At 44.4% G+C, this 20,556-nt stretch carries 14 protein-coding genes; 5 read left to right on the top strand and 9 right to left on the bottom strand.

The features are described 5' to 3' along the window. Positions 1 to 164 precede the first annotated feature (164 nt). A complete protein-coding gene (locus H9653_RS12610; RefSeq protein WP_318242149.1) occupies positions 165 to 545 on the top strand; it encodes an HNH endonuclease in 381 nt (126 codons plus the stop codon). A 75-nt stretch (positions 546 to 620) separates the two neighbouring features. On the opposite strand, the gene H9653_RS04880 is transcribed toward H9653_RS12610, so the two are convergent. Together H9653_RS04880 and guaA are read right to left on the bottom strand one after the other, a co-directional pair. Continuing rightward, on the bottom strand, positions 621 to 1,607 hold the full coding sequence (locus tag H9653_RS04880; RefSeq protein ID WP_068405737.1) for a tetratricopeptide repeat protein: 987 nt from the start codon (positions 1,605 to 1,607) through the stop codon (positions 621 to 623). 48 nt (positions 1,608 to 1,655) lie between these two features. Further along, positions 1,656 to 3,266 carry a glutamine-hydrolyzing GMP synthase gene (gene guaA, locus H9653_RS04875; protein ID WP_191690874.1) on the bottom strand — a complete coding sequence of 537 codons (1,611 nt, stop codon included), beginning with the start codon at positions 3,264 to 3,266 and terminating at the stop codon, positions 1,656 to 1,658. A gap of 402 nt (positions 3,267 to 3,668) precedes the next feature. Between guaA and H9653_RS04870 the strand changes: the two genes are divergently transcribed. From H9653_RS04870 to H9653_RS04860, 3 genes are all read left to right on the top strand, one after another. Next, the gene (locus H9653_RS04870) at positions 3,669 to 5,411 is read left to right on the top strand and encodes an FAD-binding oxidoreductase (RefSeq protein ID WP_191690872.1); all 1,743 of its coding nucleotides are present in this window, start codon (positions 3,669 to 3,671) and stop codon (positions 5,409 to 5,411) included. A 24-nt stretch (positions 5,412 to 5,435) separates the two neighbouring features. After that, positions 5,436 to 7,118, top strand: coding sequence for a glycerol-3-phosphate dehydrogenase/oxidase (locus H9653_RS04865; RefSeq protein ID WP_191690870.1), 1,683 nt, complete (start codon positions 5,436 to 5,438; stop codon positions 7,116 to 7,118). A 165-nt stretch (positions 7,119 to 7,283) separates the two neighbouring features. Then, positions 7,284 to 8,852 (top strand): FGGY-family carbohydrate kinase, encoded by a 1,569-nt coding sequence (locus H9653_RS04860; RefSeq protein WP_191690868.1) that lies wholly within the window; start codon positions 7,284 to 7,286, stop codon positions 8,850 to 8,852. A gap of 79 nt (positions 8,853 to 8,931) precedes the next feature. Here the strand turns inward: H9653_RS04860 and H9653_RS04855 are convergent, their stop codons facing one another. Continuing rightward, complete coding sequence (locus tag H9653_RS04855) at positions 8,932 to 10,095, bottom strand: MalY/PatB family protein (protein ID WP_191690866.1); 1,164 nt, start codon at positions 10,093 to 10,095, stop codon at positions 8,932 to 8,934. A gap of 67 nt (positions 10,096 to 10,162) precedes the next feature. Further along, positions 10,163 to 10,969: a crotonase/enoyl-CoA hydratase family protein gene (locus H9653_RS04850; protein WP_191690864.1), complete on the bottom strand. Its 807-nt coding sequence runs from the start codon at positions 10,967 to 10,969 to the stop codon at positions 10,163 to 10,165. 242 nt (positions 10,970 to 11,211) lie between these two features. On the opposite strand from H9653_RS04850, the gene rlmF reads away from it, so the two are divergent. Next, entirely contained in the window at positions 11,212 to 12,264 is a 1,053-nt protein-coding gene (rlmF, locus tag H9653_RS04845; protein ID WP_068405776.1) for a 23S rRNA (adenine(1618)-N(6))-methyltransferase RlmF, read from the top strand. A 115-nt stretch (positions 12,265 to 12,379) separates the two neighbouring features. On the opposite strand, the gene H9653_RS04840 is transcribed toward rlmF, so the two are convergent. The 5 genes from H9653_RS04840 to dnaN all read right to left on the bottom strand — a co-directional run bounded on the left by H9653_RS04840 (position 12,380) and on the right by dnaN (position 20,377). Continuing rightward, the gene (locus H9653_RS04840; RefSeq protein ID WP_191690862.1) at positions 12,380 to 12,988 is read right to left on the bottom strand and encodes a manganese efflux pump MntP; all 609 of its coding nucleotides are present in this window, start codon (positions 12,986 to 12,988) and stop codon (positions 12,380 to 12,382) included. A 59-nt stretch (positions 12,989 to 13,047) separates the two neighbouring features. Next, on the bottom strand, positions 13,048 to 14,529 hold the full coding sequence (locus H9653_RS04835; protein ID WP_068405054.1) for a DUF6880 family protein: 1,482 nt from the start codon (positions 14,527 to 14,529) through the stop codon (positions 13,048 to 13,050). Positions 14,530 to 14,669: 140 nt separating this feature from the next. Beyond that, positions 14,670 to 17,204: a DNA topoisomerase (ATP-hydrolyzing) subunit B gene (gene gyrB, locus H9653_RS04830; RefSeq protein ID WP_225211616.1), complete on the bottom strand. Its 2,535-nt coding sequence runs from the start codon at positions 17,202 to 17,204 to the stop codon at positions 14,670 to 14,672. Between the two features lie 657 nt (positions 17,205 to 17,861). Continuing rightward, positions 17,862 to 19,121 carry a DNA replication/repair protein RecF gene (recF, locus tag H9653_RS04825; RefSeq protein WP_191690860.1) on the bottom strand — a complete coding sequence of 420 codons (1,260 nt, stop codon included), beginning with the start codon at positions 19,119 to 19,121 and terminating at the stop codon, positions 17,862 to 17,864. 80 nt (positions 19,122 to 19,201) lie between these two features. Beyond that, positions 19,202 to 20,377 (bottom strand): DNA polymerase III subunit beta, encoded by a 1,176-nt coding sequence (gene dnaN, locus H9653_RS04820; protein ID WP_191690858.1) that lies wholly within the window; start codon positions 20,375 to 20,377, stop codon positions 19,202 to 19,204. Between the last annotated feature and the right edge of the window lie 179 nt (positions 20,378 to 20,556).

Here is a 20,556-nt window from a genome sequence, read left to right as displayed (position 1 = left end):
TGAGCAGGCGTAGTCGGGCTCTGGGATTGCGCTCAGTCTTTGAGTGTTTGCCAAAGTCATGGTCTTCTAGGTTATGTATTGGTATAGTCATAAGTGGATGATACTATATATTTTGGGTTTGGTATAATAAAGGAAATCATCATGCGTAGCCTAAAGCCGTTTATATCACTAAGCCTAGTAAAGGTAAGTCATTACAGCAATTACGAGAAATTGCCTTAAGTTCAACACCAATCCACGCAAGCACTCAAGAAAAAATTCAGTCTATTCAAAACCGTAGTACAGCAATTAAGCTGTATGCTAAAAAAAGAGCTAATGGTTTATGCGAGGGATGTAATGGGACAGCGCCATTTGAAACTAAATCTGGACCTTATCTGGAAGTTCATCATCTAACTAGATTGGCAGATGGTGGTGCGGACTTACCTCAAAACGTTATTGCGTTATGTCCTACCTGTCATCGAAAAGCTCACTACTCTTTAGGCCATTTAGAATTTAATAATAAGTTAATAAACAAAGTTGCTGCTATCGAAGCAAAACTTATCGAGTAAAACTTTTATGTTTAAAACAAAAAACACCCAACCAAGTTGAGTGTTTTAACTAAAGAGAAGTGCCGCTAAATCAAATTATTTTTTCTTCTTTTTCTCAGCACGTTTTTTCTCAATCAGGGTTTGAGCGGTAGTATTTTCTTCCCACCAATCGCCCATATCTTGCCAGTAGAGATAAGCCTGCTCTTTACCACCAATTTCGATACCATAACTATTGATACCCATACCGCGTGGTCTAGGATGACGCTTTTTAAGAATTTCATGCGCCACTTCAGGCAAGTTATCTTTTGCGATATCCCACTCTTTTTCAGCCTTATCTAATTTATCTTGATAACAGTAAGCCAGCACCTTACCGAAAGCGATATTTGCAAGCATATCCTCTGGATAGTTGCCGCAAATTCGAATTATTTTCTGATACTCTTCGGTAAACATGTACCATTCTATCAGCGCTTCACGCATACCTAGGTTATCATTAGGGCAAACTTGTAGCAGCCTTTCTCCTTGCTCGCAGGCTTCATCAAAGCTCATATTGTCAGCATAGACATTTGCCAGCTGAAACAGCGCTCGCAAAAAGGGACGGTTCTCCATGATGCCCCATGGCAGCTTACTTTTTTGCCAATTAAAGTTTTTGGGGAAATACTCTAAGTATAGGCGCATACATTCGCGGCTACTCAATAGTGCTAAAAAGCTGTCATCATGCTGCTCACACAAAAATGCTAAGTTAAAGTAAGCATCAGGGTCATTCATATTCTCTAATACTAAAAACTGAGCAATATCACGAGCCACTTCATAACCTTCTTTCTCCAGCGTCATCTGTATCACTTGGAATGAGGTTGGCGGCTGCTCATCAAAGTCTTGCACAATTTCATGCTGAAATTTGGTCATGACTTCATTCATAATATCGTTGATATCACGACCTCTTTTTACCTCGGCATCTACAAAGGCTTTTATTTTAAGATTAAGCGCTCTACCAGCGCCAAGCGCATTTGATCTATTGTCAGCCAACTTATCGCTAACGTCATCTTCAAACATCCACTCGTTTTGTCCCACATGAACCAGTTTCATAGTCCATCACTCCTTTGCGTTGATATTACAATCATAGCATATGAATAATTATTCCCACTCAATCGTCGCCGGCGGCTTACTCGACACATCATAAGTCACGCGAGATACTTCCGCGATTTCATTCATGATGCGGTTCGATACCGTTTCAATCAAATCATACGGCAGATGCGCAAAGCGAGCCGTCATAAAGTCTACGGTCTCAACGGCACGTAGCGCGATCACCCACGCATAGCGGCGACCATCACCGACCACACCGACAGATTTGATTGGTTGGAATACCGCAAATGCTTGCGCCGTCTTGTCATACCAGCCTGAACGCTCAAGCTCTTGCATAAAGATGGCATCTGCCAAACGCAAGATATCCGCGTATTCTTTTTTGACTTCGCCAAGAATACGCACGCCTAAGCCTGGACCTGGGAATGGATGACGATAGATCATTTTCTCTGGTAGGCCAAGGGTGATACCAAGTTTACGCACTTCATCTTTAAACAAATCGCGTAATGGCTCGACCAACTCAAACGCTAAATCATCTGGCAGACCGCCAACGTTATGATGGCTCTTAATAACGTGCGCTTTGCCTTGGTGCGATTTTGCTGATTCGATGACATCAGGGTAAATCGTCCCTTGTGCCAAAAACTCAATGACTTTGCCATCGCTTTGCGCGCTGATTTCACGGGCGCTATTGGCGAACACATCGATAAAGGTTTTGCCGATGATTTTACGTTTGGCTTCGGGATCAGACTCGCCTGCTAAGGCGTTTAAGAATAAATCTTCGGCATCGACACGGATGACTTTGACACCCATGTTTTCAGCGAACACTTGCATCACCTGATCGCCTTCGTGCAAACGCAAGAGACCATTATCAACGAACACACAGGTCAGCTGATCGCCAATGGCTTTATGCAATAGCGCGGCAACCACTGAGCTATCGACACCGCCGGATAAACCGAGCAATACTTGTTTGTCACCGATTTGCTCTTTGAGCTGCGCCACGCGCATATCGATAATATTGTCAGGCGTCCAATCGCCGGCGCAGTCGCAAATCTGATGGACAAAACGACCCAATAACGCTTGACCTTGTAGGGTATGCGTCACTTCAGGATGGAACTGTAGACCATAGTACTGTTTGGCATCATCGGCCATAATCGCAATCGGACAGCTTGGCGTACTGGCGATAATATCGAAACCTTGTGGCGCTTCAATGACCTTATCGCCATGACTCATCCACACATCTAGCTTGGCGGTGTTGCTGTCCGTCACGCTATCTTCAATACCATCAGTGAGCTGCGACTGACCATTAACTTCAATCGTCGCGGCACCAAATTCATGGATATCACTGGCATGAACTTTACCACCGAAACGATCCGCCATCGCCTGCATGCCGTAGCAAATGCCCAATACTGGCACACCAAGCTCAAACACGGCGTCATTGATACGCGGGCTATTTTCCGCATGCACGCTCTCAGGGCCGCCCGATAGGATGACACCTTTGGCGCCAAAGTCCGTGATGCGCTGGGTGTCGATATCATAAGGGAACATCTCACAAAAAACGCCAGAGTCGCGTACACGGCGAGCAATCAGTTGGCTATATTGCGAGCCAAAATCAAGAATAAGAATACGATCTTCTTTGATAGTAGGGATAGCAGCGGCAGTGGTCATAAATCGATGTCCATCAAGAAAAAATTAGTGCCCTATTTTAACAAGTTTGCGCCTATTAATGGCTATTAGATGGTGAATTATTGACGATTTTTGCGAGATATTACGCCTTGATAAGAATAATACGCCAGCGCGAACCCCAATAATGCCGCTACTAAATAAAAGTCATAAATTTTTATTATACAAAAGCCGAGTATATATGAAATATTTGTTTATATTGTGCTATGCTCAAACGATAAATATGTTTGCTTTAGGATTGGTGATTGGCATCAGCGCTTAATATCGTATGATTTTTACGATAACCCTGAGCCTAATCATTCATCTATGCTGAGTAGAAAAACTGAATCAGCTTTAACCGAATTCTTTAGTATAAAACTGTGATAACGAATCGACAGGTATGTCCCTATGAGCAAAATCAAATCTCTTATTCGTAAAACCACCAACTTTCCTGCTACCAAAAACACTGATAATAATTTAGAACCTATCCAAAAAAATAATACGGCTACTAATTCGACTGCCAATACGCCTATTGAGCAGACGCGCTGGAACGGTTGGGGCAATGTCAGTATCAATAAAACTGTCTCGCCGCATGGTGCAAAATTAATAAAATCACATATCGGTAAAACCAAAAAACTGTCCTCTGTGAGCTTACAACAGGTACTCAAAACCGTACCAAAATCACGCCTGCCTGCTGCGCTCACCGACCTTGATATCGTCTCAACTGATAAAGAAGTGCGGCTCAGACATGCGCGCGGTCAAAGCTTCCCTGATTGGATAGCGATGCATGGCGGCGACTTTGAAGTATTTCCTGATGGAGTCGCTTTTCCTGAATCGACCGCTGATGTCGAGACTTTATTAACGCTCGCAAATGAGCATGACTTAATTGTCATTCCTTTTGGTGGCGGCACCTCCGTGGTCGGTCATATCAACCCACAAAAGGGTTCACGTCCAGTCCTTACCATCGCCATGAGCAAGATGGATCAGCTGCTTGACTTAGATTTTGAGAGCCAAATTGCAACCTTTGGCGCGGGTACACAAGGACCAACTGTCGAAGCGCAATTGGACGCGCACGGTTACCGCCTAGGACATTATCCGCAGTCTTGGGAGCTATCAACGCTTGGTGGTTGGATTGCCGCGCGCTCTAGCGGTCAGCAGTCATTGGGCTACGGACGCATCGAGCAGCTATTTGCCGGTGGTACATTAGTCACTCCGCAAGGTGTGCTCAATATCGCCGATATTCCAGCGTCATCAGCAGGACCTGATTTGCGTGAGATAATGATGGGCACTGAGGGTCGTGCTGGTATTTTTACGACAGTCAAAATGCGTGTACAACCGCAGCCTGAGGAAGAACTGTTTAAAGTGGCTTTCCTGCCTAATTGGGAAGCAGGTAAAGAAGTCCTTAGACAAGCGGTGCAAAAAAATGTTCGTTTATCTATGTTACGTCTCAGTAATGCCGTCGAAACTGATGCGCATCTGCATTTAGGCACGTCACCGAGCCAATTTTTAGCCATTAGCACCTATCTAAAAGCCCGTGGACTAAGCTCAGATAAGGTTATGCTCACTTACGGCGTATCAGGCGATAAAGCGCAGAATAAATTGGCGCTGACACAGTTTAATAAGCTGTTAAAGCAGCACGGTAGTGTCACGGGTAAAATCACTGATATCATGGGCAGTGTTTGGGCGCATGGGCGCTTTAAATTCCCTTATTTGCGTGGCACTTTATGGGACAAAGGCATCATGGTCGATACCTTTGAAACTGCTACTAATTGGAATAATATCGACGAGCAGATGCAGCAGATGCAAGAAGCGGTGAGAACCTCTTTAACAGAGGAAAGCGAGGAGGTCATGGCCTTTACCCATATCTCACACGTCTATAAGCAAGGTGCGAGCCTTTATACCACCTACTTTTTCCGCGCGGCAAAAGACCATGCGACTACCTTACAGCGCTGGCAAAAAATTAAACAGGCCGCGAGTACTAGTTTAGCTAATGGTAAAGCGACCATCTCGCATCAACACGGCGTTGGCCGTGATCATGCGCCGTACCTTGCCGCTGAAAAAGGTAGGCTTGGCATGCAAGTAACCCATGATATGCTCAAAAGCTTAGACCCTGAACAGCGTATGAACCCAGGTGTATTGCTTGAGAAGTAATAAACCAATTAAGAAGAGTGAGATATGACTCAAACCAAGCAACGCCAACAAGCATTAGCGCCTTTATCTTGTGGCTCGTCTCAAGTAAAACCTTGGGACATGCTTATCATCGGTGGCGGCATTACTGGCGCTGGGATTGCGCGCGAAGCGGCACGGCGCGGCTTAGCAGTATTGTTAATCGAACAAAAAGACTTTGCTTGGGGCACCTCCAGCCGTTCAAGCAAGATGGTACATGGCGGATTGCGCTACATTGCCTCGGGTGATTATAAAACCACCTTGCTGAGCGTGCGCGAGCGTGAGCGTATGCTCAGTGAAGCAAGCGGCCTTGTGAATGAAATGCACTACATCATGCCGCATTATAAAGGCAAGTTTCCGCCGCCATGGATATTTAAAATTTTATTACGCGTTTACGATGGACTGGCGGGCAAGCGCTACTCTAAGTACTTTAAAAAAGATGCCTTTCTTAGCCTGAACCCAAATATCAAACAAGACAAATTTTTGGGTGCCAGTCAATTTAGCGATGCGGTGACCGATGACTCGCGGCTGGTGATGCGCGTCCTTGCTGAGGCGATTCACGACGGCGCGCAGGCGATTAATTACCTAAAGGCCGAAACGTTGATTACCAATGAACAAGGCTCGGTGGTTGGTGCAACGCTCAAAGACACTTCTTCTGAGGACAGTGCTCAAAACAATGTTCAAAGCAATGTTGAAAGTTACGATGTTTACGCAAAAGTGGTGGTCAGTGCCACAGGCGCCTGGGCGGATACCTTAAGGATGCAAGCCAGTAAGCAGACTGAGCATAGTTTTCATAAGCAAATCCGTCCGTCACGCGGCAGTCATTTGGTCGTGAGCAAAGAGCGTTTGCCGATCGAGCAAGCCTATACCTTTTTGCATCCTGTCGATAAAAGAGCGGTATTTGTCTTTCCGTGGGAAAATCGTACGGTACTTGGCACCACTGATTTGGATCATCCACCTTTGGACGATAGCGAGGTCGGCATCACGAATGAAGAGGTCGATTATCTATTAACGGCGACTAACGAGCTGTTTAATGATGCCAAGCTTAACCGAAAAGATGTCATCAGTACGTGGGCAGGCGTGCGTCCGCTGATATCAGAAGGCGGTGATGGTAAGCGCGTAAGCCCCAGTAAAGAAAAGCGCGACCACAGCGTGTGGCTCGACAATAACCTCGTCACCGTTAGCGGCGGCAAGCTAACAACCTTTCGCCTTATTGCTTTAGATGTCCTTGAAAAGTGTCAAGAAGTGCTCACCCTTGATAAGTCTGTCATTCAAAAGCAAACCTTAAATGATGATCACGTTTTTAGCAATACCGCGCCAACCAATCCTAAATTTTTTACTTTACCAAAAGCTCTACAACAACGCTTACAAGGGTTTTACGGTCGCCAGCTTGATACTTTACTTGAGCTTGCGCATGAAGATGATTTGGCTTATGTCACCAACAGCAATACCATTTGGGCAGAGATCCGTTTTGCCGCGCGCCATGAGCAAGTCATGCATTTAGATGATTTATTACTGCGGCGTACGCGCTTGGGTTTAATCCTACCGAATGGGGCAATGACGCCGTTAATTAGCGCTAGACTGAAGCAGATATGTCAGCAAGAGCTCGGCTGGAATGAGCAAAAATGGCAGCAAGAAGCCCAGCGCTATCAAAATTTATGGCAACGCTATTATCATTTGCCTGCGGCTTAGCGCTTTTCTATTATATTAATAGCCATTGCTACTGGTATAACTTTTTCTTGCTCGCTGTGCCTACGCAGACAGAGGCTGCGGAAAATTTACACCAGTAGCAAGCGATAATCATAGTGTGTTTTTATTTTGCGCTACCTATCTATTTTTACATAGTTAAGGACGACTATGGCCACTACCTTTGATGCACCTATTTATTTCTTAGCCATCGATAATGGCACCCAAAGTGTCAGAGCACTTATCTTTGATCAGTTTGGCACTGAGATTGCTAAAGCGCGCGTTCCTATCGAGCCTTATTTTTCTACTGAGCCTAATTTTGCTGAGCAGCATGCCAACTATTATTGGCAAAAGCTAAGCAAGGCTTGTCAGCAATTGTGGCAAAGCTGCGATATTAAACCTGAGCAAATCGTAGGCGTCAGTCTCGCCACCCAGCGCTATACCATGATTTGCCTCGATAAAGATAAGCAGCCACTGCGCCCCGCTATTGTATGGATGGATTTGCGCCGCGGCGAAACCAACGATATTGGTTTTTTAAGCCCACTAACCAAAATTATTGGCATGGGCGAACTGGTACAAGAGGCACAGCAAAAAGCCCGCTGTAATTGGCTTGCATACCATGAGCCAGAGATGTGGGCAAAGACCGCCCATTACGTCAATCTATCTGCGTATCTTACCTATCAGCTGACAGGCGAATTAGCCGATTCCACTGGTCATGCCCTAGGTTATCTGCCTTATGACTATAAAGCGCAAACATGGCTAAAACCCAAAGATCTTAAATGGCGTTTATTTAGCTGTCGACCTGAGCAAATGCCTAAGATTGTCGCGCCAGGTCAGCCACTTGGCCGTATCAGCGCCAAAGCGGCTAAAGCCACAGGGATTTTAGAAGGCACGCCGATGATTGCTGCCGCTAGCGATAAAGCGTGCGAAGCGTTGGGGTCGGCAGGTCTCGCTGCTGACACTGCCTGTTTAAGCTTTGGTACTACTGCGACTATCAATACCACGTCGAGCAATTACGTCGAAATCCTTAAACACATGCCCGCCTACACCGCAGCCGCGCCAAACTACTACAATCATGAGTACATGATTTATCGCGGCTTTTGGATGGTCAGCTGGTTTAAAGAACAATTTGCCCACTATGAAGAGCAGCTAGCAAAGACGCAAGGCATCGATACCGAAAAGCTCCTCGATCAAGCAGTTAAAGATATTCCAGCCGGTTGTATGGGGCTGATGATGCAGCCGTATTGGTCACCTGGCGTCCGTCATCCGGGACTTGAGGGCAAAGGTGCGCTCATTGGTTTTGGTGATGTGCATACGCGGGCGCACGTTTACCGCGCTATCTTGGAAGGACTGGCTTATGAGCTTAAGCTTGGCTTTGATACCATTGAAAAGCGCACAGGCAAAACTATCAAGCACCTGCGTGTCTCAGGCGGCGGCTCTCAAAGTGACTCAGCGATGCAGCTTACTGCCGATATCTTTGGTATGCCCGCTTATCGACCGCACACTTACGAAGCGTCAGGCTTAGGTGCTGCCATCAACTGCGCAGTCGGACTCGGCGTCTATCCTAATCATGCGGTTGCAAGTGAGGCAATGACTCATTTGGGCGATGAGTTCATCCCTATTGAGGCCAACATCCAACTCTACAAACGCCTCTATAATGAGGTTTATCTTAAAATGTATGAGCGCTTAAAACCGTTATATCAAAGCATACAAGATATTACTGGGTATCCTGCCAGATAATATGAAACGTCTGCGTCAGCCTAGTTTTAATATAAATAAGGCATTTTGACTTTCGTAACTGGTTAACCGTCCTTATTGTTTAAGGAGTGCTATGTAAAGCGCTATGAATACGATTTAATCCCTCTATCAATAGCGATTTAGGACAAGCAACATTCAGGCGCATTTTAAGGTGCCCTTCATTGCCATATTTAATCCCTGCATTAAGCTCAACTTTCGCCTCTCGCAGCTTATCATAAAGCGCCTGATCATCATCACCGTAAGCCGAACAATCAAGCCAGATCAAATACGACGCCTCAGGACGCATGACCTTAATATCAGGTAGATGCCCTGCTAAAAAGTCTAACGTAATCTCGATATTGTTCTCAATATAAGCCAGTACTTGTTCCAGCCACTCGCCGCCCTCCTCATAAGCGCTTTGCATCACCGTATAAGCAAATAAATTCAGCTCGTATTCATCGTTTAAATGCTGCTGCTGACTGATTTTTTTGATCAGCGTTTCATCTTTAGCAAAGATCATCGAGCCTTTGATACCCGCCACGTTAAAGGTTTTGGTCATGGAGGTCAGGCTGACCACTTTGTGCTCGTAACCTGCTGCTTCTGCTAACTTTAAGAAAGGCGTAAACGTATGACCAGTCAAGGTTAAATCTTGATGAATCTCATCACTGACGATGGCGACATTGTGCTTTTTACACAGCGCCAGTAGTGCTTTAAGCTCATCAGCAGTCCAGACGCGCCCGCCCGGATTGTGCGGATTGCATAATAGATATAGCTTAACCTTATGCTCCACTATTTTGGCTTCGATATCGGTTAGATCGAGCTGATACTTGCCATCGACTTCTTTTAACGCAGACATCACAAGCGTGCGCTTATTTTGCTGCACCTTAGTCATAAACGGTGTATAAATGGGATCATTGACCAGTACCGCGTCGCCTACCTCGGTGAATATCTGCATCATCAGCGCAAGACTTGGCACCACCCCTGGCGAAAATAGGATATTATCCCTCGCCAACTGCAAATCATAACGACTGCCATGCCAGTTAATAATCGCCTCATACAAAGCTCTGGTCGGTTTGGTATAGCCCAAGATGCCGTGATCAATAACACGCTGCACACTATCTAAGATAGGCTGGGCTGCTTTAAAGTCCATATCGGCGACCCATAGCGGAATGGTATCGTCACTATAGTGCCACTTAAGTGATCCCGTACCGCGTCTATCGATGATTTCGTCGAAGTTATATTGCACTGGTATTGTCCTTGGTCATACGGTTAAAGAAAGCTTTACATCATGCGTTCGGTAGCATTACGAGTCTCTACCTACCCTTAAACACAGGCTCGCGGCGCTCAACCATCGCCATCGCACCCTCGCGGGCATCTTCTGAATGAAATAAATGCGGTAGATAACCATGAATATTAGCCAGCGCTGAATTTGCGCCATTACGGCTGGCATCTTGCGCCGAGGATAGCAGCCCTTTTACCCCAAGTGGCGCAGCGGTGCAAATCTCTTTGGCAATCGTTAGCGCGCGCTCGTACTCCTCACCATTGGGTACGACTTCACTGACTAGGTTTAGTCTATCGGCGGTTTGCGCGTCAAAGTTTTTACCGGTTAATAGATATGGCATGGCTTTTTGCCAGCCTGCCGCCGCGACAAAGCGTACCGTCGCCCCGCCAAACGGCATGATACCGCGCTGCACTTCCATTTGGGCAAAGTTGCAATTATCGCTTGCGATAACCACGTCACTGTTAAGCATTAGCTCAATCCCCGCGGTAAAGCAGGTTCCTTGTACCGCGACGACCACAGGTTTGCTGCGTAATTTGCCACCGATTCCCCATGGGTCAATCTCATTATCATTAAACTCAAACGCGCCTTTATCCCACTTATCTTGCAACTCCATTAGATCAAGTCCGGCGGTAAAGTGCTCACCATGGGCAAATATGAGCGCACAGCGTAAGTTCTCGTCGTTTTCATAACGCGTCAGTGCTTCGGATAATTGCTTAATCATATGGCTATCAAAGGCGTTGCGTTTATCGGCACGATTGAGCCCGATTAGGCAGATATAGCCGTCAGTTTCATAGGTGATGCGGTTATCGGTACTGGGTTTATTACTTTCCGTTGTCATATTTTTATCCTTTTAAATGCATTTTTGTCATCTGCTGCGCTTATAAAATAGCCGCTTTATGCTCATTTGGCTTAGTTTCAATATAGACACCCCCATGCGATAACGCAAGGACAGATATACGCACTCAGGCAGATTGCGATTCTTATTTGCTATAGGCAAATCAGTAGCCATGGATAAACAGATAGACGGGCGTGAAATCTGCTAAACTGGGTGATTATATTCAAACATCGCAGTCCGAAACTATGACCAGTAAGCCCAGCACCAATACATCAAACGCCCGTAGAGTAAATGCTAACACTCATCGCAATCGCTCACCTGAGACCGCCAAAAAGCTCGGCAAGCTACACCCGCACAATCCGCACCAAGGGCGCTATGACTTTGCGCTATTGACCCGTGCCCTGCCTGAATTGGCTAAGCACACCATCACTAACCCGAAAGGTGAGCCGACGATTAACTTCTCTGATAGTGAGGCGGTACGCGTCCTCAATCAGGCGTTACTCGCGCATTATTATGGCGTGAAATTTTGGGATATTCCAGAAGGCTATCTCTGCCCACCGATACCGGGTCGCGCCGATTACATCCATTATATTGCTGATTTACTGGCGCAAACCACGCACGTTAATGACGACAACACACCGCCGACGGGTAAAGAAATTCACGCCCTTGATATTGGTACCGGGGCCAGTGCGATTTATCCGATTATCGGTAGCCAAAGCTATGGTTGGCGCTTTACCGCGAGCGACATTGACCCTATTTCAGTCAATACCGCCGCGCTGATTTGCGAAGCCAACCCAAAGCTAAAAAGTGCCGTTAAAGTAAAACTACAGCCTGAGCCTAAGTTTATTTTTAAAAACATCATCGGTCGTCAAGATTACTTCGATGTGGTCGTTTGCAACCCACCGTTTCATGCGTCATTAGAAGAAGCGATGCAAGCCAATACCCGCAAGCAGCATAATCTGCAACGCCATCGTGGTAAGAATGAAAACGAGCAAATCAGCCGCCATTCAACCAAGGCTGGAAATGCTGCGCAAAATCTCAACTTTGGTGGTCAGCATAAAGAGTTGTGGAGTGAGGGCGGCGAAATTGCCTTTTTGACCAAAATGATAAAAGAAAGTCAAGATTTTGCCGAGCACGTTGGCTGGTTTACCAGCTTGGTGTCAAAGTCAGAGAACGTGAAACCATTACAACTGTTATTAAAACAGCTTGATGTTGCCCAAATGCGCATCATCGAGATGAGCCAAGGGCAAAAGAACACCCGTGTTCTAGCGTGGCGCTTTAATATTGACGAAGCGTAATTAATAAAAAATGACTATCTAAAAAATATTTATTCAAAGTTTCACGTGAAACAAGAAAAACCGCTTTAATCATTAAGGCGGTTTTTTTATAGAGTAAGAGCTTAAGATTAATAAACTAGCTAAAAAACATTACTTTTAAGCCAATGAGTATAAGTACTAGCCCACCAAGCGCTTCCGCCTTATCTTCAAGATACGTCCCTGATTTCTTACCCAAATAAACACCAAAAACGCTAAAAATAGCCGTGATAATAGCGATAATCAAACAGGCTAGCCACGCATTAAGCGCCAACAAATTAAGCGTAAAACCAGCTGCCATCGCATCAATACTGGTGGCAATAGCAAGGGTAAACATGGTGCGATGATTGATATTTTTCTTTAGGTTGTCATTTACAGAAACTGTCTCACTATTTATATGCAGGGCTTTATCTACAACCTCTTCTCCATCTCCAAAAAACACTTCATAAAGCATTTTTCCGCCAAGACCGATAAGGATAAAGCCACCAATCCAAGGTGCAGCCGCAGCCAACCAGCCTAATAAAGCGGCGCCCAATAAATAACCAATCAACGGCATCACGCCCTGCGCAATGCCAAAATACAAGCCCGCATAAATTGCCAAATGCAACACATAACGATGATGTTGTTTTTGTGATTTAGCTCCTAACCCAATCGCAACAGCAAACGCATCCATCGCAAGAGCAATAGCAAGTAATACAACTTCAATCATTTTATTCTTCGCTTATTTCTGCTTATTGCCATAAGTTTCACGTGAAACACTATATCAATCTAATCGTTTACCTTTTCCCAAAAACTACGCTTTTTACCATGCTTGTCTTTAAGGGTAATGACATATTCTTTATGGGTCGCAAGTTCACTGTAAGGCTTAGACGATTTACTAATAACCGTATCAAGTTTGGTTAGACGATCGAAGTAGCGAGCGGCGTGACCATAAGCTTTGCTGCGAGAGCTGTCTAGAATATCGTTAAGTAAAGTGCGGTAAATAATAACTTGAAGTAAATCTGTCTTAGTTGGCAAATCTTTTAACATGCTTGTGAGATCTGTGTAATGCACATCAGCAAACTGGGAATGACGGGCAACTGCAACCTCATTAGCAAGCTCAATCTCTCCTATTTCTAGCAGTAGCGATGTGGCCATAAATACATTTTCTTGTTGTTCTGCCAGCTCATAAGCTCTTTTTCGCCACTTAGATTGCTGAGCAGGACTGGCCACAGCCATGATAGCTTTTAACCGCGAAGGGGTTGATTGTAGCTCAAACGCCTCGCCTAGCACCTCCATGAGCGCGTCGGTATCTTTTTGCATGTGATATATGTGACTCAGCCAATCCAAACGTCTGATCTTATCTAACAGACCATCGCTTTGCCACTCTTCATTTAAGTAGTGTAATGCCTTATCAAAAGCTCTTTGATTTAGCAGAAATGTTAGCAACTCTTCTAATCTTCGAGGATGAACCGGTCTAGTCTCTTGCATCTCAAAGAATATGGTTTCAAAAAAACCCACATCACCTAGCGCCCTTGTTAGGTTTTTTATGGCGATCTCAATTACCATTTTTTCATAGTTAATTGAAAAAGCATCATCACTTAAAGGGCTGTTTTGCCTTTCATTGAGCGTATCTTTAATTGCTTTTTTTGTTTGGATATTCTCACGCTCTTGTTGATAATCACCGATCAATCCACGTATCTCAGTCTCAGATAACAGTTGATCAATATTTTCTAATAAACTATCTTTGGTACCATAATCATTATCGTCAGCCAGCACTTTTACTTTCTTTATCCAAGCTTGACTGAGTATATCGCGCTCATCAACAGGTATGTCTCGCTTTTCTTGCTCATAGCAAGTGCTAGCCACTGCTAGCCAAAATGACGTCAAACTCCTATAAATATCACCGATATAACCGTTGGAATCATCAGCACGTTCTAGGCTAGCATTAGTAGACTCTATAAATAACTCAAGTAACGTCAAGCACTCTTTTGGTTGCTCAGGATAAAGGCTCATTATATCGCTGGCTAAGTGCTGAAGCTCAGTAGCAAATTCACTAGATTCCCAGTAATCTACAAACTTCCTTCGTCTTCTAAGTCCTTTTAGTGTAGTGGTTAACTTTTTTATAAGTTTAGGTTTATCTGATTGTAATAGCAGACGCTCAATTTTTTTATCGAGCATTTTATCTATACCATACACCTCAGAGACAAAATCAATCAAGGTCTTTTTTGATAGTTGTGACAAATACTTCTTTTGTTCTGCGTTTAGCATAGTATTCCCTTCACTACTTTATTGATAATATTTCACATGAAAAAAGCCACCTTGCGAGCAAGATGACTTTATACCAATAAACAATTATATTCAAACTTCAAAACTATAACTTCAAGGTCTATAAACTAAAAGCTTAAAAGCTAAATATCCAAATTAGACACGGTCAGCGCATTCTCTTCAATGAAAATACGACGTGGCTCGACATGGTCACCCATTAGGCAGGTAAACATATGGTCAGCGGCAATCGCATCTTCAATTGTCACGCGTAACATACGGCGGTTTTCAGGATCCATGGTGGTATCCCAAAGCTGATCAGCGTTCATCTCGCCCAGCCCTTTATAACGCTGAATCGCCAAACCACGACGCGCCTCAAGCATCATTTGTTGCCAGAGATAATCAAAATCGCGTACTGGGATATCTTTGGTCGTACCTGCGCTTGCTTCACGGCGGATAAAGGCATCTTCTGCAAGCAAGGTATTCCATTCAGCGGATAAGCGCAGCAGCTTGGTATACTCACCTGAATTGATAAAGCTGGCATCTAACAAATAATGATGCGCCAATTGATGCACATAAACAGTGATACGCGGTAACCATTGAGCTTTGGCAGATAAAGAATCACTGTCATCAGCAGATGTTTCACTTTCATCAAGTTCTACCACTGCGGTCATACCCAATAAATCAGCAGCGGCAGCATCCATATTTTTTGGTTGCGGCGCATGGATATTGACCAGTTCAATCTCAGGATTTAAATCACTACCAAAGTGCTCAAGCTGTGTTTGTAATGACGCTTTCCACGCTTCCATTACTGACTTATCATAAGTCATATCGGTGCTAAGCTTCGGCGTATGCGTCAATGCATCCAATAATACTGCAGGATAACGAATCTGCAAACGCGCTTTGATAAGCTGGGTTTGGTTATAGTCATTGAGCAAGGTCTCAAGCGCTTGACCAGTAATAGCCGGCGCATCAGCACTGATATGCAACTTAGTATTATCGATTGTCGAGGATAATAAATACGCTTTTAAGGCTTCATCGTCTTTTAAATACAGCTCTTGACGACCTTTTTTTACTTTATAAAGTGGTGGCTGGGCGATATAAATATAACCGCGCTCAATCAATTCTGGCGTTTGACGGAAGAAAAAGGTCAACAGCAGCGTACGAATATGCGAACCATCGACGTCCGCATCGGTCATGATGATGATTTTATGATAGCGTACTTTGTCCGGATTATATTCATCCGGGCCAATGCCGCAACCAAGCGCGGTAATCAAGTTACCGACTTCAGCAGATGACAGCATTTTGTCAAAACGAGCACGCTCAACGTTAAGAATCTTACCTTTTAGGGGCAAAATTGCTTGGGTCTTACGGCTACGACCTTGCTTAGCTGAACCACCAGCAGAATCCCCTTCCACAATATAAAGCTCTGACAATGCCGGATCTTTTTCTTGACAATCTGCCAATTTACCCGGTAAACCTGCGATATCTAGCGTGGTTTTACGGCGAGTCATCTCGCGGGCTTTACGCGCCGCATCACGCGCACGCGCCGCATCGATAATCTTATTGGCAATTGCTTTACCGGCACTTGGGTTTTCAAGCAAATAGTCGTTAAACTTATCATGCATGGCCGATTCAACGGCAGATTTCACTTCGCTCGACACCAGCTTATCTTTGGTCTGACTGGAAAACTTAGGATCAGGTACTTTTACCGAGACAATCGCTGTCAAACCTTCACGCGCATCATCACCCGTGGCGACGATTTTCTCTTTTTTGAATAAGTTTTCGCGATCCATATAGCTGTTAAGACCGCGCGTCAAAGCTGAGCGGAAGCCAGATAAATGCGTCCCACCATCACGCTGTGGGATATTATTGGTAAAACACAATACTTTTTCGTTATAGGTGTCCGTCCACTGTAGCGCCACTTCGACACTGATGCCATCGTCTTGCTCGCTGGTGAAATGAAAGACTTCATTGATACCGTCTTTGCCCGCATTGATGTAGCTGACAAATTCTGACAAGCCGCCCTTGTGCTCAAACTCATGACGTTTATCGATGCGCTCATCGGTTAGGACAATGCGCACACCAGAGTTTAAGAATGATAGCTCACGTAAGCGTTTGGCTAAAATATCGTACTCAAAAATGGTACCAGTAAAGACATCGTTACTTGGATAAAAACGGATTTGCGTACCAGTTTTATTGGTCGCCTCCATCTGCTGAATATCGGCATCAGGAACGCCATCGGTATAGGTTTGATGATAATGATAGCCTTCGCGCCAAATATTCATCTCAAGCTTTTTAGACAAGGCGTTTACAACTGAAACACCGACGCCGTGTAGGCCGCCCGATACTTTATAGCTGTTGTCATCAAATTTACCGCCAGCATGCAGTACGGTCATAATAACCTGTGCTGCCGATACGCCCTCTTCTGGATGGATATCCACAGGGACGCCGCGACCGTTATCCATGACACTGACCGACTCGTCTTCATGGATAATGATATCAATTTGGTCGCAATGACCAGCCAGCGCCTCATCGATAGAGTTATCCACCACCTCAAAGACCATATGATGCAAGCCGGTACCATCATCGGTATCACCAATATACATACCCGGACGTACGCGCACCGCTTCTAGTCCGCGCAATACACGAATATCTTTGGAGCTATAATCAGAGGGCATTCCTTCAGGGGCTGCAGCAGGCGCAGTAATCTCTACAGCGCTGTCGCTCATCAATTGTTCGTGGTCGGTAGGTAATGAATCACTCATGTGTATTCCTTAATCTAGCCATTATCAGCTATATGTCATCTGCTCACCACAATGGCAACGCTCGACGACGTTATCTTAAATTTAACGTTTCATGGTCAAAATATGTAGTTATAGAGTTAGCAAAAGTTTTATCAGAAGTCGCCTAAAAGAAGATAAAACAGTAATAAAAAAGTGGACTTAAATACAGCCAATTTCTCAAAGACTGTTTTTAATATACGCTGTCATTTCTTTTACGTTTCATTAAAACAGCTTAGAAATAAGCATATATCTATCAAGCACTTAGAAGCTGAATATTATCAAAAACCCTTAAACAATACTGATAAAAATTTATAAGATAACTTGCTGAGAACAGGGCAAAAATAAAGCTCTATTTTAACATTTTTCTGGCGCTAAGTCACTGTTTACTGACAGTTTTCTCGGTATCAAGCAAGTATTTTAGCAAGATCACTTTTCTACTACACCCACAAGCATAACAATGAAATTTTTCGGAAGATATGAAGTATGGTTGATAAAAATGAAGCCCAAACTTAGCTGATATTCACCATCAAAACCAGTTTATAAAAGCGTTTTTTATAAACGTATTAGGCTTCCTTGTTTCACGTGAAACACGTTAGGTTCTGACCAATACTCATGCACCAACGGTAAGATATCTTCGGTTAAGCTGGTCATAAATACCTGACATGGCAGCTGCGCCAATGTCGACAACAGAATCCCTATCGCCCTAGCATCAAGTTCAGCGGTAATATCGTCTAGTAGCACTATTGGCGTAGCTCGCGCTTTGTTATGGTCATTTGGCAAAATAACACTGCTATTGTCTTGCTCTATGGTATAGGTAGAAGTGTTTTCATTAAGCAATAACGGTAATTGTGATAAGCGTAGAGCGGTAATTAACAGTTTTTTCTCGCCGCGAGAGAGAACGTTAGCGGCCTGTTCTTTTATAGTCGGTAGTTTGGCCGCAGTGTCTGCTTTTTCTATAGTTGTCGGTGCTGCGATTACACTACTGTCTGCCTCGTTGTTAGCAAGCTCTGATAAATCACTAGAGCGCCAATGCACATGAATATCGGCGCGGTGATTACCTATCCGCGTATAACCTAGCTGCAAATCCTGCTCCAAACGCTCGTTAAGCTGGATATCTAGCGGGATATTGGTGTCGTAGCCAGCGTTATAGCTTAAACTTAGTTGCTCAGCGTAGGTAGGCAATAACTGCGTGATACTCTTCGCAAAGTAAGGCTGCCAATCGCTAAAGACTCGCTCACGATAATGATGAATAAGAGCCGCATGACTAGCAAGCCCTTTGTCCCATGATTTTAACTCAGTAAGCTGCACTGGCGTTAAGTGACGGCTCTTTTTTAGTAAACTATTGCGCTGTTTTAGCAAACGCTGATAAGCGACCCATTGCGGATGAAAACCCTGTTTCATGTGAAACACTAGCCAATCTAATAGCTGCCGGCGACTGGCACTGCCCTGCTCTAACATATCCATCGATGACGGATCTATCAGTAATGTGGGTAGTTGCTCTGTTAAAATGCTTTGGTTATAAACTGTGGTTTGATTCAGCCGTAGAACCGTCGTTGCATCCGCTTGTTTTTGAATAGCTAAGGTACTGCCATCATTGAGCTTAGCGTGTACCGTTGCCGCATTTTGATGGTGCTGAATATAACGTTTAGGCTGATGATGGCGGAAGCTTTTACCTCTTGAAAGCAAGAATATCGCTTCAAGTAATGAGGTTTTGCCACTGCCATTTGCACCGATAATAACGTTGCAAGCAGCAGTGCTTAAACTGATCTGGGTCAGATTACGCAGGTGTGAAATTTGTAGACGTTCAATCATAAGGGTGACAGCCGCCTATATTACGCCCACTATTTAGTAAGCAAAAGTTTATTACTGTTATTTTTCATAAGGTTACCAAGTTATATACGCATAGGCATAATAACATACTGATGAAAGTCATCATTGAGCTGATTGACCAATACCGAGGCATTGGATTGGCTCATATGCATTTGCAAATCACCTTGAATCACGCCCAAAACGTCTTGTAGATACGCCGCATTAAATGACAACTCCATCGGCTCGCCTTGGTACTTTGCTTGTATCATCTCGACTGCCTCGTCTTGCTCAGCATTATTAGCACGAACTTCTACCATGCCATCACTGGCAAAATTAAACACCACACCGCGCGATTTCTCATTACTTAAAATTGCCACACGGCGCAGCACATCAGTCATTTTTTCTTGGTTAAATAGTGCCAATTTATCGGTATTGCTTGGCATGACGCGGCGATAATCAGGGAATTTACCATCGATAAGACGCGCGGTAAAAGTCACCATTAAATCATCACTCACCTGCCCTGTACTATCCACATCACCAAAGGGTAAGCTTACTTGTAAGAATTCACGGCCAAAGCTCAATGTCACAGCATTGTCTTTATCGCCCAGCATCTTGCCAAGCTCAGAAGCCAAACGCTCAAGCTCAATCACCGCTTTACGCGGCAAAATCGCTTGCATATTTAAGTCGCTACTGACATCAATAGCACTACGCGCTAACGCCAATCTATGGCCGTCAGTCGCAACCGTAGTCAGTTGCTGCTGTGACACATCAAATAGCATACCGGTCAGATAGTAGCGTACATCTTGGATAGCCATTGCAAATTGGGTTTTATGAATTAAGTCGGTCAAACGACTACGACTGATAGTCAAAGGTGTGATATTTTCAGGATTACCAAGACTTGGATAGTCTTCGCTTGGTAATGTGCCTAAAGTAAAACGACTTTTACCACTGGTCAGCAGGCAACGCTCATTTTCTTGAGTGGTCAGATTGACCTGCGCTTGCGACGGCAATGATTTACAGATGTCTCTGAGCTTTGTGGCAGGTAATGTGGTGGTACCTGCTTCGATACAGGCACCAGCAGGCAATTTTAATGTCGATGTCAGCTCTACTTCTAAGTCAGAAGCAGTTAAAATAAGCGCCCCCTCAGACAATTGCAGCTTAATATTGCCCAAGATAACCATGTTGTGGCGCTTATCGGCGGCCTTGGCAATCAAGTTAATGGCTTTCAGTAACGACTCTCGATTAATCGATAATTGCATGCTTAGTTACTCTTGTTTATTAGTTGCTCTTATTAAAAGAATTTTTATACGTTTTTAAATCATAGGGTTTTAAAATAATGGCTTAATAATACCTTGTCTACTGATGATAATCCATACAGCGTCTGTCCGCTAATCATTAAAATATTATAAATCATATCGACTCGTGACAACATTATGAC

This window comes from Psychrobacter communis, assembly GCF_014836505.1.
Taxonomy (GTDB): domain Bacteria; phylum Pseudomonadota; class Gammaproteobacteria; order Pseudomonadales; family Moraxellaceae; genus Psychrobacter; species Psychrobacter faecalis.
This window is presented reverse-complemented; position numbering and strand designations above follow the sequence as displayed.

What these genes read in the sequence shown, in the direction of transcription:
- H9653_RS04880 (WP_068405737.1), bottom strand. Translation starts at nt 1,607, where the DNA reads ATGAAACTGGTTCATGTGGGACAAAACGAGTGGATGTTTGAAGATGAC.
- guaA (WP_191690874.1), bottom strand. Translation starts at nt 3,266, where the DNA reads ATGACCACTGCCGCTGCTATCCCTACTATCAAAGAAGATCGTATTCTT.
- H9653_RS04870 (WP_191690872.1), top strand. Translation starts at nt 3,669, where the DNA reads ATGAGCAAAATCAAATCTCTTATTCGTAAAACCACCAACTTTCCTGCT.
- H9653_RS04865 (WP_191690870.1), top strand. Translation starts at nt 5,436, where the DNA reads ATGACTCAAACCAAGCAACGCCAACAAGCATTAGCGCCTTTATCTTGT.
- H9653_RS04860 (WP_191690868.1), top strand. Translation starts at nt 7,284, where the DNA reads ATGGCCACTACCTTTGATGCACCTATTTATTTCTTAGCCATCGATAAT.
- H9653_RS04850 (WP_191690864.1), bottom strand. Translation starts at nt 10,969, where the DNA reads ATGACAACGGAAAGTAATAAACCCAGTACCGATAACCGCATCACCTAT.
- rlmF (WP_068405776.1), top strand. Translation starts at nt 11,212, where the DNA reads ATGACCAGTAAGCCCAGCACCAATACATCAAACGCCCGTAGAGTAAAT.
- H9653_RS04840 (WP_191690862.1), bottom strand. Translation starts at nt 12,988, where the DNA reads ATGATTGAAGTTGTATTACTTGCTATTGCTCTTGCGATGGATGCGTTT.
- H9653_RS04835 (WP_068405054.1), bottom strand. Translation starts at nt 14,529, where the DNA reads ATGCTAAACGCAGAACAAAAGAAGTATTTGTCACAACTATCAAAAAAG.
- gyrB (WP_225211616.1), bottom strand. Translation starts at nt 17,204, where the DNA reads ATGCCCTCTGATTATAGCTCCAAAGATATTCGTGTATTGCGCGGACTA.
- recF (WP_191690860.1), bottom strand. Translation starts at nt 19,121, where the DNA reads ATGATTGAACGTCTACAAATTTCACACCTGCGTAATCTGACCCAGATC.
- dnaN (WP_191690858.1), bottom strand. Translation starts at nt 20,377, where the DNA reads ATGCAATTATCGATTAATCGAGAGTCGTTACTGAAAGCCATTAACTTG.